The organism is uncultured Shewanella sp. (assembly GCF_947495455.1).
Classification (GTDB): Bacteria; Pseudomonadota; Gammaproteobacteria; order Enterobacterales; family Shewanellaceae; genus Shewanella.
In genome coordinates this window covers 59,471-73,465 of record NZ_CANLZC010000015.1, presented here as the reverse complement: position 1 = coordinate 73,465, position 13,995 = coordinate 59,471, and the positions used below count along the sequence as shown (strand labels likewise).

At 42.3% G+C, this 13,995-nt stretch carries 12 protein-coding genes; 4 read left to right on the top strand and 8 right to left on the bottom strand.

From position 1 onward, the window contains the following. Window positions 1–27 precede the first annotated feature (27 nt). The 8 genes from Q0791_RS06690 to ilvC all read right to left on the bottom strand — a co-directional run bounded on the left by Q0791_RS06690 (window position 28) and on the right by ilvC (window position 10,068). Window positions 28–873 (bottom strand): DUF4041 domain-containing protein, encoded by an 846-nt coding sequence (locus Q0791_RS06690; protein WP_299004049.1) that lies wholly within the window; start codon window positions 871–873, stop codon window positions 28–30. Between the two features lie 66 nt (window positions 874–939). After that, a complete protein-coding gene (locus Q0791_RS06685; RefSeq protein ID WP_299004048.1) occupies window positions 940–1,254 on the bottom strand; it encodes a hypothetical protein in 315 nt (104 codons plus the stop codon). Window positions 1,255–1,638: 384 nt separating this feature from the next. Further along, on the bottom strand, window positions 1,639–3,183 hold the full coding sequence (gene ilvA, locus Q0791_RS06680; RefSeq protein ID WP_299004047.1) for a threonine ammonia-lyase, biosynthetic: 1,545 nt from the start codon (window positions 3,181–3,183) through the stop codon (window positions 1,639–1,641). Window positions 3,184–3,232: 49 nt separating this feature from the next. Beyond that, complete coding sequence (ilvD, locus tag Q0791_RS06675; RefSeq protein WP_299004046.1) at window positions 3,233–5,077, bottom strand: dihydroxy-acid dehydratase; 1,845 nt, start codon at window positions 5,075–5,077, stop codon at window positions 3,233–3,235. 119 nt (window positions 5,078–5,196) lie between these two features. After that, window positions 5,197–6,123 carry a branched-chain amino acid transaminase gene (locus Q0791_RS06670; protein WP_299004045.1) on the bottom strand — a complete coding sequence of 309 codons (927 nt, stop codon included), beginning with the start codon at window positions 6,121–6,123 and terminating at the stop codon, window positions 5,197–5,199. A gap of 11 nt (window positions 6,124–6,134) precedes the next feature. After that, on the bottom strand, window positions 6,135–6,392 hold the full coding sequence (ilvM, locus tag Q0791_RS06665) for an acetolactate synthase 2 small subunit (RefSeq protein ID WP_299004043.1): 258 nt from the start codon (window positions 6,390–6,392) through the stop codon (window positions 6,135–6,137). Then, window positions 6,389–8,062, bottom strand: a complete 1,674-nt coding sequence (ilvG, locus tag Q0791_RS06660; protein ID WP_299004041.1) for an acetolactate synthase 2 catalytic subunit — start codon at window positions 8,060–8,062, stop codon at window positions 6,389–6,391. The genes ilvM and ilvG overlap by 4 nt, the downstream gene beginning before the upstream one ends. 524 nt (window positions 8,063–8,586) lie before the next feature. Further along, on the bottom strand, window positions 8,587–10,068 hold the full coding sequence (gene ilvC, locus Q0791_RS06655) for a ketol-acid reductoisomerase (protein ID WP_299004039.1): 1,482 nt from the start codon (window positions 10,066–10,068) through the stop codon (window positions 8,587–8,589). Between the two features lie 204 nt (window positions 10,069–10,272). Between ilvC and ilvY the strand changes: the two genes are divergently transcribed. From ilvY to Q0791_RS06635, 4 genes are all read left to right on the top strand, one after another. Beyond that, a complete protein-coding gene (ilvY, locus tag Q0791_RS06650) occupies window positions 10,273–11,145 on the top strand; it encodes an HTH-type transcriptional activator IlvY (RefSeq protein WP_299004037.1) in 873 nt (290 codons plus the stop codon). 62 nt (window positions 11,146–11,207) lie between these two features. Beyond that, window positions 11,208–11,387 carry a hypothetical protein gene (locus Q0791_RS06645; RefSeq protein WP_299004034.1) on the top strand — a complete coding sequence of 60 codons (180 nt, stop codon included), beginning with the start codon at window positions 11,208–11,210 and terminating at the stop codon, window positions 11,385–11,387. Window positions 11,388–11,476: 89 nt separating this feature from the next. Then, window positions 11,477–12,934, top strand: a complete 1,458-nt coding sequence (locus Q0791_RS06640) for a sodium:solute symporter (protein ID WP_299004032.1) — start codon at window positions 11,477–11,479, stop codon at window positions 12,932–12,934. A 59-nt stretch (window positions 12,935–12,993) separates the two neighbouring features. Beyond that, entirely contained in the window at window positions 12,994–13,971 is a 978-nt protein-coding gene (locus Q0791_RS06635; protein ID WP_299004030.1) for an HlyD family secretion protein, read from the top strand. The last annotated feature ends 24 nt before the right edge of the window (window positions 13,972–13,995 follow it).

Genomic DNA, 13,995 nt, shown 5'->3' with positions numbered 1-13,995 from the left:
GGTTTAACACCTAACAGATCCGAACAATTATTTAAGAGCGAACATAAATCCGTGGCCAGAATTAGTTGACCACTTCACTTCTCTAATCTGTTCTTTAATAAGTTTCTGCTCTGCAATTTCTTCCTGTTTCTTAAGTGTAAATTGGTACTGAAGCTTACATTCTTCGAATTTGAGTGCTATATAGTCGAGGTCAAAACCGCATTCAAACGTCGCAGCAGATTTCTCAAGGTTATTCGCTAATTTTTCTATCCTCTCTAGTGTCCTACCAAATGAACTTGGAGAAATCTTTCCAATAAGAACGTCACATTCTATATTAAATGCGATTAGCATCAACTTGACTTGACCATTAAGAATCTTCTTATTGAAAGATTTATCATTAGAAATGACTGTTGTTTCTGGGAAAGTAATAGCAGTCTTGTCCTTAATCATATCTTTTTGCTGCTGTCTGATATCTTTGATCTCTTCAGCATAGCGAGTAGATGTTTCAGAAAGATATTGCGGCAATTCAAAATGACCAAGAGCAGTATACTCATCAAGTCGTGAATATAAATCTATATCACTCATTAACTCGTTTAAATCTTGCTCCCCTTTCTCAATATTGGTATTAAGTTCGTTTAACGTACTCTGAACAGTCTCTAGATAAGCGTGTTGTTCTTGAATATTAAGCTTAAGTGAATCATCTTGTCCTTTTAAAGACTGTAATTCTGCAGTCTCTGTGTTAATCAGCTCAAGCTCTTTTTTAGCTATTGCGGTGGATTGCTTAATTGACTCATTATTTTTTGCTAGTAACTCAATCTCTTTCTGAGTATTGGTTAAAGCTTCATTGAGAGACTTGTATTGACCTACTTTTTTATCCGCAGCACGTTTCGTCAATACATAAGTCAATAAAATAGCGAACAAGAATAAACATAATAGTACTAGTATATTATAATCCATTAATTATTTTAAAACCTCTTGAATAAATAGCTTCCTAAGTGCTTTTCGTTCTTCGCAGCGAGTTTGGTACTCTTCTCCCGCGCTAACTATAGCGTCCTTAAGGGCTTGCTTTTTAGCTGCTTTTTGTGCCTGAGTTTGCCTGTGAAGTTTTTTTTGAGCTTCACGCACAGATCTTTCATGCTCCCTTAAAGCTTGAGCTTCTGCACGTCGTATAGCCTTCTCTCTACGAAGAGCTTCACGAGCAGCTTGCTTGTTGGCTTTATCTATAGCCTTCACAATCTTTATAGCAGTTCTTAAGCCACTCCCTCGTCTAGCCAATGCAACCTCCTATTAAACCTGACTTTTAACTATCAATAATAACATAGCGGAACTGACACCTTTGTTATTTATATCAAACTAATGAAATAAATAATATGTTGTGTGATAAGTGGATATAAGGGGGAAACTGACAATGGCTTAGAATAATTCAGATTACTTACATATTACATAGAATATTAAAAAATAAATTAATGCATTTAGCTACAACTCATAAGGCCGTTTTGAGTTAACGCTTGGAGCTATTTGTTCGAAATTAATTTTTTACGCCGCTACTAAGATAATAATACAAAATAAACAGGGTCTTATTATTAATTACCTATAGCTTATATATCAACGAAAGTCACACTGAATGTTTCAGCGTGACTTTTTAACTACTATCATCAATCAGTTCGTTAGAAATAATTGATAAGCAGGGTTATGGGTTTCTTCTTTATACTCAAAACCTAACTTATTTAAAAATTGTTGAAAAGCCAAATTGTCCGTTTCAGGCACTTCAAAACCCGCTAGAACGCGCCCAAAGGCCGCACCATGGTTGCGATAATGAAACAGAGTAATATTCCACTGGCTTTTTAATGTAGTTAAGAACTGAAACAGAGCACCAGGATGCTCTGGAAACTCAAAACAAAATAAGCGCTCACTAAGAGATTCTGAGGGATGGCCACCCACCATATAACGCACATGTAATTTTGCGGTTTCATCCATGGATAAATCTTGCACGTCAAAGCCTTCATTTTCCAAGTTAGCCACAATGCCATTTAGCTCACTTTGTCCTGAAACCAGTTTAATTCCCGCAAACACCACAGCTTTATCACGGCTATTGAAACGGTAATTAAATTCAGTCATGACACGCTTTTCAAGGAGCTCACAAAAACGCAAAAAGACACCGGGTCTTTCCGGCACTCGCACCGCTAAAATCGCTTCTTTTTGCTCACCAAGCTCACATCGCTCTGAAACATAACGTAAACTATGAAAATTCACATTGGCGCCACTTAAAATGGCCGCGACTTTCTCTCCTTTACCACTGGCACCCACATGCTTTTTTAGCCCCGCCAAAGATAAGGCGCCCGCAGGCTCAGCAATGGCACGGGTATCTTCGAAAATATCTTTCAATGCGGCGCAAATTTCATCTGATGACACAGTGATGACATCATCCACATACTCTTTAGCCAGCCTAAAAGGCTCTGCACCAATCTGTTTGACCGCCACGCCATCGGCAAAGAGTCCGACTTTATCGAGTACCACACGCTCATCGTTATCCAGTGCGGCTTTTAAACAAGCAGAATCTTCGGGCTCTACACCGATAATCTGCACTTGCGGCATCACAGCTTTATAATAAGCGGCAATACCTGCAATGAGCCCCCCTCCGCCCACAGGCACAAAAATGGTTTCGAGATCTCTTTGTTGCTGCAACATCTCTTGCGCTATGGTACCTTGGCCCGCAATCACAGCTTCATCATCAAAAGGCGCCACATACACACGCCCTTCCGATTGCGCTAAATACTGTGCATGGGCATTGGCCATATCAAAAGCTTGACCATGTAATACCACCTCACCACCTAAACGGCGCACGGCATCGACTTTTATATCGGGAGTGGTTTCTGGCATCACAATCACAGCACTAATGCCTCTTGCCGCTGCCGACATTGCCACTCCTTGAGCATGATTTCCCGCAGAGGCGCAAACCACACCACGAAGACATTCATCTGCGGTTAATTCAGCAATCTTGTTATAAGCACCACGAAGTTTAAAGGAATGCACGGGTTGTAAGTCTTCACGCTTTAAAAAAACCTGACAACCTAAACGTGCAGACAACTTATTTAAACTCGATAATGGTGTCACCTTGGCCACATCATAGACAGAACTTAATAAAATTTTCTGTAAATAATATTGCGCCAATTCCAATTGTGACTGTGAAGCTAATGCGAGCATATTAAACCTCAATGACAGGGCTTACGTTAGCCCTGTCTTAGATAAAAAACTACAGCTTAGTGAGATCTCGCACCGCACCTTTATCGGCACTGGTGGCGAGTAACGCATAAGCCTTTAACGCTGACGAGACCTGTCTCACACGATCAACAGGCTTCCACGCCTGAACGCCTCGTGCTTCCATCTCATGACGGCGCGCCGCCAACACATCATCACTGATGGCTAATTTAATCGAACGAGCAGGAATATCGATTTCAATAGGATCCCCTGTTTCAACTAAACCTATGGTGCCCCCCGCTGCCGCTTCAGGTGAAACATGACCGATAGACAGGCCTGAGGTGCCGCCAGAAAAACGACCATCTGTGATCAATGCACAGGCTTTACCTAAACCTCGTGATTTTAAATAGCTGGTGGGATACAGCATTTCTTGCATACCCGGTCCACCTTTGGGTCCTTCATAACGGATCACCACCACCTCTCCGGCAACCACTTCTCCGCCTAAAATTCCTGCTACCGCATCGTCTTGGCTCTCATACACGCGTGCCGTGCCCACAAAAGTATGATTTTCTTCATCCACACCAGCGGTTTTCACGATACAACCATCAAGCGCAATATTACCTGCCAATACCGCTAAACCCCCTTCTTGGCTAAAGGCAAATTCACGTTTGCGAATACAGCCGCCTTCACGATCCAGATCTAGGCTCGGCCAACGACAATTCTGGCTAAAGGCTTGTGTGGTCGGAATACCCGCAGGACCTGCTGAATAAAATTCTTTAACCTTACTGTCTTCAGTTTGAGCAATGTCATATTTAGCCAGTACCGCTTTTAAACTCTCACCCGCCACATGATGAGCATCACTGTGAAGCAGGCCTGCCCGGTCCAACTCACCTAAAATAGCCATCACACCACCCGCGCGGTGCACATCTTCCATATGATATTCAGGCGTTGACGGCGCAACCTTACAAAGATGAGGCACAAGACGAGACAATCTGTCGATGTCGCTCATAGTAAAGTCCAGTTCTGCTTCTCGCGCTGCGGCTAATAGATGCAATATAGTATTACTCGATCCCCCCATGGCAATATCCAGTGACATGGCATTTTCAAAGGCTTTGAAGCTGGCAATATTGCGAGGCAGTGCGGATACATCATCATGTTTGTAATAGCGCATCGTTAAATCCATCACACGTCTGCCCGCCTCTAAAAATAACTCGCGGCGATCGGCGTGAGTGGCAAGCATAGAGCCATTACCTGGCAATGATAAACCTAAGGCTTCTGTTAAACAGTTCATTGAGTTTGCAGTAAACATGCCCGAGCAAGAACCACAAGTGGGACAAGCACTGCGCTCAATTTTTTCGCTGTCTTCGTCAGACACACGCTCATCGGCGGCTGCAACCATAGCATCCACCAAATCAAGCTTAATGATATTATCAGACAGCTTAGTTTTACCCGCCTCCATAGGTCCACCGGACACAAAAACCACAGGAATATTAAGCCTTAAAGCAGCCATCAACATGCCGGGAGTGATTTTGTCGCAATTTGAAATACACACTAACGCATCAGCACAATGGGCATTAACCATATATTCGACACTATCGGCAATCAATTCTCGAGAAGGCAAGCTATACAGCATCCCCCCGTGCCCCATGGCAATGCCATCGTCAACCGCGATGGTATTAAACTCCTTTGCAATACCGCCCGCTTCTTCGATGGCACCGGCCACTAACGACCCCATGTCTTTTAGATGCACATGTCCTGGAACAAATTGCGTAAAAGAATTAGCAATCGCGATAATCGGCTTACCGAAATCGTTATCTTTTACACCCGTTGCGCGCCAGAGTGCACGAGCACCCGCCATGTTACGACCTTCGGTACTGGTCGCTGAACGTAATTTAGGCATTGCTATTGTCCTATCTTTGAGAAGCATTACCCGACACTATCAGTCAGCTAGCTTTCTCTTATATCAATAACGCTAAAGTGGCTATACAAAACATAACCGCCTTTAGACACGATTCATTCTCACTTTAAAGGCTCTAACCAGCCCCATTTGTCTTTTGTCTCTCCAGTAAATAAACCAAAGAAACTATGTTGTACTTTCTTGGTAACAGGCCCACGATGACCTTCGCCTATCTCAATTCGATCCACACTGCGCACAGGCACAATTTCAGCGGCCGTTCCCGTCATGAAAATTTCATCGGCAAGATAAAGAAATTCCCGGGACATATTCTCTTCAACCACTTCATAACCCATGTCTCTTGCAAGCACCATAATCGTATCGCGCGTCAACCCCATTAAAATCGCAGCAGTAATCGGCGGGGTATAAATTTTATTTTTCTTCACCACAAATAAATTGGCAGCAGCACCTTCACTCACTAACCCATTGCTATCTAGCGCAATGCCTTCATCAAAACCATTACGTTTTGCTTCTGTAGAGATTTGCAGCGATGACAAATAATTGCCACCCGCTTTAGCACCTGTCGGAATCGTATTGGGCGCCAAGCGGTTCCAAGACGTCACCGCCACATCAACACCAGCCTCCATACTGTCTTCGCCTAAGTAGGCACTCCATGGAAAACCGGCTACCAATAAGTCACAAACCGCATCTGTTGGCGGCGTTATTCCCATTCCCACATCGCCATAAAAAGCCAAAGGACGAATATAAGCACTGGTTAAGTCATTCTTAAGCACACTATCGCTACAGGCTTGCATCACTTGCTCAAAAGTATAAGGAATGGGCATACGATAAATTTTTGCAGAATCAAATAAACGTTGTACATGATCAGTTAATCTAAACCCCGCTGGCCCTAAGTGCGTGTCATACACGCGTATGCCTTCAAATACAGAAGTGCCATAGTGCAACGCATGGGACATCACATGAACCTTCGCATCCGCCCAAGGCATGATTACACCATTAAACCAAATATATTCTGCTGTTTTTGCGGCCATTATTTTTTTCCTTATACGCTAGCAAGTTTATTTTCTATCTGGGACGGCAATGTTTGACAATCAAATACATCAATCAACTTTTCCAGCTGACTACTCAGTAAAGTTATTGCCCTTTCACTCTCTACGACTACATTCACCATACTAGCCTCATTTTCATGGACTTGCATCTCCATACTCAACACCTTAAACCCTCGATGGCGAATGACTCTTAGCACGCGCTCTAATACTTCGGCACGTTGATGCACCATTAATGTCATGTCATAGATCATATTTGCGTCTCCGTTCCATCCATCATATTGTGATTCGCCGCACCAGGCGGCACTAAAGGCCAAACATTATGGGCATCATCGATAGCAACATGTAATAAATAAGCCCCTTTTGCATTTAGCATTTCATCAAGCGCTGCTTCGACTTCACTAGCCTGATGAATACTGCGACCCGGAATGTCAAACGCCGACGCTAAACGCACAAAGTCGGGGTTATCAGATAAATCAGTTTCACTATAACGTTCTTCAAAAAAAAGCTGTTGCCACTGCTTAACCATGCCTAACTTTTGATTATCAATAAGCAATATTTTAACAGGAAGCTGCTTGCGTTTTAGTGTCACTAACTCCTGTACATTCATCATAAAAGAACCATCACCAGACACGGCGATCACAGTGGCATCTGGGCGGCTGATTTTGGCACCAATAGCAGCAGGTAAACCAAAGCCCATAGTACCCAGTCCACCACTAGACAAATGGTTTTCAGGCCTATCAAACCACATATGCTGAGCAACCCACATTTGATGTTGACCGACATCACAGCTCACCACACTGTCTTTAGGCAATTTTTGCGCTAAGCGTCTTAACATTGCAGGCGCGTAAATTAGATCGCCAGGACAAGCATAATCTCGCTTATGGGTCGCTTGCAGCTGCTTGACTTCATTGCGCCATTCATCAATCTCTAATGGTTGACTAATTGCAGGTAATACTTCACGCAAATCACTGGCAATGGACACATCTGCTGCCCGTAACTTCCCCAGTTCTGCTGTATCAATATCTAAATGAAGCACTTTCGCTTTACTGGCAAAGCAAGATAAGCGTCCCGTTACGCGATCATCAAATCTGGCACCAACGACCACTAATAAATCACTTTCTTGCACAGCAATATTCGCCTCTTTAGAGCCATGCATACCCAGCATGCCTAGATAACCCGGCGTATCAATAGTAATACAACCCAGTCCTTTTAACGTGGCGACAGAAGGGATACCAGTGACAGCGATGAAATCACGTAATTGGCTCACGGCATTTGCCATGCCCACTCCACCACCGGCATAAACAATGGGCTTTTTTGCCGCCTGTAATAAGGCTTTTGCCGCAAGAATATCGGCATCTTGATGCCAAGGTTCAGGCAGAACAGCATGTAAAGGGGTTTTATACTCAAGCATGGCCACTTGAATATCTTTAGGAATATCGACTAAAACGGGACCAGGCCGACCCGAAGCGGCAATGTCAAAAGCTTGGTATAATGTCGGAATAAGTTGATCTATATGGGTCACCATGAAACTGTGCTTAGTACAAGACAGAGACATACCAAGCATATCAATCTCTTGAAAGGCATCTGTACCAATCAAATGATTAGGCACTTGTCCAGTAATCGCTACCATAGGCACTGAGTCTAATAATGCATCCGCTAATGTCGTGACAAGGTTTGTCGCACCGGGGCCTGACGTGGCAAAGCACACACCTATGCGTCCACTGGCTCTGGCATAACCCAATGCCGCAAAAGCCGCTCCTTGCTCATGCCGACTGAGAATATGCTCAACAGAACTGCCATGAAGTGCATCATAGAGTGGCATGATGGCTCCACCCGGATAACCAAATATTGTATTCACACCATGGGCGACTAATGCCTTGATCACCGCATCAGCACCGCGAACTTTCTGCCCTTCTTCCATCGATTCCGTTACCTCTCATTTGCCATGCATTACAAAAAATGATGCTTTTATGACGACTTGAGCTTAAATAGCCCCCTAAACAAAAACCCCCCAGTCCTTTCGGAGCGGGGGGTTAGTTGCAATCTTTTAACCTAACTAGGTATGTCGATTTAGCATACGCTGCCCCCGCTGTGACTTGAGAGCCACGACGGTAATAATCACAATAATGAGCTTGGCAGCTAAATGACGCATGATTAACATGTTTCCTAATCAGTTTCTTCGCATAAATTCTAGTGATTGACTCTTATTTTGATTTTCATACAAGATAAAAGCGATATCTTAGGTTTACCACAAAGCCAGAAAGAAAAACAATAAAAATGTGTATCAAATCTTGTCTCTTTTTAGCCAACACTGTTTTAGCAGCATAAAGCAAATGAAAGGACAACATGCTGCTCACCTCCATATTGCAATTACTCTACATCCCTTAGGGTTACCCCTTGCACTCAATCGACTTCATTGAGCCTTAATTAAGTGCAAGCTATCCATTAACCTTCCTCTACAATTCTTTTCATTTCAGTCATATAGCCGCGTAGCTTAGCACCCACTTTTTCTACTGAAGTACTGCGAATGGCTTGGTTAACTTCAATTAAACGTACATTATCAACGCCGTTGTTGGTATCACTAAGGCCTGCACCCAACAACTCTGGCGACATGTTATTAACGTAATCACGTAGCATAGGTAATGCAGCGTGATTAAAGAGGTAACACCCATATTCGGCCGTATCTGAAATCACAACGTTCATTTCATATAAACGCTTACGCGCAATCGTATTGGCAATTAATGGCGTTTCATGAAGTGACTCATAATAAGCCGATTCTTCAACGATACCCGCTTCAACCATAGTATCAAAGGCAAGTTCCACACCCGCTTTGATCATTGCCACAAGGAAAATACCTTTATCGAAATACGTTTGCTCGTCGATGTTTTCCTCTGAAGTAGGCGCATTTTCAAAAGCCGTTTCATTGGTCTCATTACGCCATTTTAGTAAGTTAGCATCATCATTGGCCCAATCTTCCATCATAGTTTGTGAGAAGTGACCGCTGATAATATCATCCATATGTTTAGCAAAAAGCGGCTTAAGAATGGTTTTTAACTCTTCTGCTGTTTCAAACGCCTTGATTTTGGCAGGATTTGATAGTCTATCCATCATGTGAGTAATACCACCATGCTTCAAAGCTTCAGTGGTTGTTTCCCAGCCTTGCTGAATAAGCTTAGCGGCATAACCAGGCTCAATACCATCGGCGACCATTTTCTCATAGCCCAAAATAGCACCCGACTGCAACATACCACACAAGATAGTTTGCTCACCCATCAAATCCGACTTCACTTCCGCAATGAAAGAAGAATGTAAAACACCCGCTCTGTCACCCCCCGTAGCACTGGCATAGGCTTTGGCGATCTCAAAACCATCACCATTTGGGTCGTTTTCTGGATGCACTGCAATCAGAGTCGGCACACCAAAACCACGCTTATACTCTTCGCGTACTTCTGTACCTGGACACTTAGGCGCAACCATAATAACCGTTAAATCAGGACGAATTTGCATGCCTTCTTCAACAATATTGAAACCATGAGAATAAGCAAGCGTTGCATTTTGCTTCATTAACGGCATAACAGAATTAACGGCATCTGTGTGCTGCTTGTCAGGCGTTAAATTAAGCACTAAATCCGCCGCTGGAATTAATTCTTCAATGGTACCTACACGAAAACCATTGCCAGTTGCCATTTGGTATGACGCACGCTTTTCAGAAATCGCTTGTTGACGCAGTGCAAAAGAAATATTCAAACCAGAATCACGCATGTTTAAACCTTGGTTTAAACCTTGCGCGCCACAACCTAATATGACGATATTCCAGTCTTTGATATAATTACAACCTTCACTGAATTCACTGCGATCCATGAAGCGGCACTGGGCCAGCTGTTCTAATTGTTGACGTAAACTCAGAGAATTAAAATAATTAGCCATCTGTTGTACCACCTCATTAAGGGACTATCAAAATCGACCAGCTCTCAATTGAGCCAAATCACAATGGAAGCCACTATAACGCAAGCTTTTCGTTGCTTAAAATGATATATTCGAAACACTGTGTTGCATTTTTTGCAACACAAAACAATGTTTGACACTTGTAAACACAGGGTTAGCAACAATAATCATTTAGAGTGAAATATTATGGATATTCGCACGATTAAACTTTATCTACATCTTTGTGATAGCTTACATTTCACTAAAACGGCTCAAGCCATGCATGTCAGTCCTTCAACATTGAGTCGAGCCATGCAGCGATTGGAAGAAGAAGTCGGCGCGCAATTATTTAGACGGGATAATCGCAGCGTTTCACTCTCTAATGCAGGCATTGAATATCGCCATTTTGCTGAACAAACCTTAAATAGCTGGGGAAAACTGAAAACAAAAATCGATCCAAAACAAGATCGACTAAGAGGAAGATTAAATTTGTTCTGCTCAGTCACCGCAGCCTATAGCCATCTACCTAGCTTACTGGACCGATTTAGGCGAGAGCATCCCTTGGTTGAAATAGCATTGACGACAGGTGATGCAGCTAACGCCATCCATGAGGTCAGTCAAAATCGAACTGATATCGCCATTACCGCTTTACCTGAACCTTTTCCTGATACTCTACATTTCGCCAAAATTGATAATATTCCTTTAGCGATTATTGCACCAACGATTCGATGTAAAGTGCAAGAATTACTCAATGAATCCTATCTTCCATGGGATAGACTGCCTTTCATCGTGCCAGAGCATGGGCCTGGCCGCATTAGAATCGATAATTGGTTCAGAAAATTGGGCCTCATACCTAATATTTACGCCCAAGTCTCTGGTCATGAAGCTATCGCCTCTATGGTCGCCCTAGGCTGCGGCGTCAGTATTACCCCTGAAGTCGTGATCAAAAATAGCCCTGTCCGCGATAGGATCCAGCTCCTTCCTTCTCCCATTCCCATTCCTCCCTTTGAATTGGGCTGCTGCTGCAAAATAAAACGTCAAGATGATCCCGTTATCAGTGCGTTTTTAAATGCTATTTAAAATAGCAAAACAAGAAAAGCTGACTTACACTTTAAAATCAAATTACATACCTTTGATAAAACATGACCCCCGTCAAAACGCCATTACTAAAACTGTCTTTTTTATGTTTATTATTAACAGCCCCCTTTCTCAATTCAACGGCCTATTGGGGGATCCCGTTATGGGCATGGGGCTCACTCGTGCTCAGTGTCATGTATGCACTGATACTCTTTATGGCGCTGGAAAAAGAGTGGGATGAGTAAAATCATTATTATTGCTAATCCTCTAAACAAGGATCACTCATATATAAATTAACCCTCTTGATTTTATTCCATTAAATAGAGTAGTGACTATGACAAATAATGCCTTGCTCAACACTCCCAGTATGATATTTCTTATACTCTATTTAATCTCACTCATTGGCATTGGTATTTTAGGTAAGCAAAAAAGCAAAGAAAACACGCTTAACGATTTTTACTTAGGAGGGAAAAGCTTTGGCATAGGCATTTTATTTCTCACCTTATACGCCACTCAATATAGTGGTAATAATCTGATCGGATTTGCGGGATCTGCCTATCGCAGTGGTTGGTTTTTTTTAGTCGGTATGACATTGATGCTATCTGTCATTGGGGGCTATATGCTTTATGCCCCCAAATTATTTCGTTTGTCACAAAAAAACAACTTCATCACAGTGGGCGACTATATTGCTTATCGCTATGACAATAAATGTCTTACCACGCTTATTGTCATTATTTGCTTAACGGTACTTGCAGGTTACATACTCAGTAATCTCAAAGCCATTGGTTATATCATGGATTACGCGACTGGTGGACAAATTAGCTTTGCCCAAGGAATTATTTCAATGGCATTAATCATGGTGATATATGAAACATTAGGAGGCATGCGCTCTGTCGCTTGGACCGATGCGATACAAGGTATTTTACTCTTAGTCAGTATTTTAATTATTTTCTCGGTGATCTGGGCGCAATATGGCTCAGTATTGGATAATCAAACACTGCTGGAAAAATCAAAAGCACAATTTTTTCGCTCTCCCGACATATCAGATATAAAACAATGGATTAGCACGCTTATTTTGGTGTGTTTTGGCGCCGCCGTTTACCCTCAAGCGATACAACGTATTTATGCAGCTAAAAGCAAAAAGATCTTGCAACGCTCCTTGCAATTAATGCTAATCATGCCTTTTTTAACCACGCTTCCCATTATCATCATTGCCATTATTGGCGCGGCTCATTTTCCTAACTTGGATAAAGTCACTTCCGATGAAATTGTTTTACTCATGCTCTCTAAACTCAATCACATTGCGGGCATGCAATACGTTATCACTCTGTTCGTCGCCGCTGCCATCGCCGCCATCATGTCAACGGTTGACTCCGCGATGCTTGCCATCGCTTCTTTATTCACACAAGACATTTATCAAGTTTATCGCCCAAAAACGAGTCAAAGAAAATTAATTTATATGGGGAAAGTTTTCACTTGGATACTGATAGCGGTCATGGCAGCTTTGGCCATTTACGTCCCCGTTACACTTTGGTGGTTAATTCAATTAAAGCTTGAAATCCTTTGCCAAATCGCACCAGCGGTCATGCTTGGGTTACACCTAAAACAACTCAAAGCGAGCTCTGTATTATGGGGGATCATCATAGGCGTTGGCTTCACACTTGTGTATATGTTTACCCCTTCACTCAGCCAACCATTTGGATTCCCCGCAGGCGTTGTTGGTCTCATGCTCAATGCTATCGTGGTTAATTTACATCATAAATACATTCATACAAAAAACAAACAAACCTAAACAAAATTTAGGAATATCAAATATACTGCTAAATATGCAAAATTCAATTATGATAATTAATGCAATCATTTTTTAAAAATAAACTCTTTCTTTTGGCAAGCAGCTTAGTCATCTTTGTTATTGGGTACTATAGCTCTGGCTATTTTTTTATCTATAATAACGATGCCTATATTAGCGCAAATGTCGTCAAAATAACGCCCAGCGTATCGGGCTTAATTACTCAAATACATGTTAAAGATAACCAAGAAGTTAACAATGGAGATGTATTAATCACCTTAGACCAAGAGCCCTTCAATATAGCACTCGATAATGCACAATCGCTCTTATCACAAGCCATTGCACAACAAAATTTACTCCAAACTCAATTGAAAGAAGCTCAAGCAGGTATCGAAATTAGCCAAGCTCAAGCGAATTTTTCTAAACTGGAATTTAAACGCTACCAAATTCTACAAAAAAAGAACTCTGTCTCTAAAAACGATCTTGATGCCAAACAAGAAGAATACAATATCGCCAACGCGACACTTGAAAAGTCTCAGCTCACTTATCAAGACTTGTTGAAACGAACACCACTTGAAAAAGCACTAGTTCAACAACAACAAGCCGCCGTAAAACAAGCTAAGTACAATCTGAAAATGAGTCAAATTTATGCACCATCTGATGGTTATATTAACAACTTAAGAATCTATGCAGGCGACTACGCCAATCAAGCTTCACCTTTGTTTGGTTTCATTACCAAAGGTAGCGAGCACATCATTGCCAATATCAAAGAAAGTAACTTAGTCTCCCTCACACAAGGCACACTCGTTTGGGTGTATCTATCAAATCATCCTTGGAGTCTATATCGAGGACAAATTACTAGCCTTGGCCGAGGCGTTTCACGGAGTAATACTCAGCCCAATCCCGCATTACCTTATGTGGAGCCTATTACGAATTGGATCCGATATGAATATCGGATCCCAGTCCGGATAGAACTCATCGATTTTCCGAGTGAAAAGCGTCTTCCTGTTGGCATAGATGCCAGAGTGCTCATCTTTTAATAAGGATCGTCTAACATGAGTACC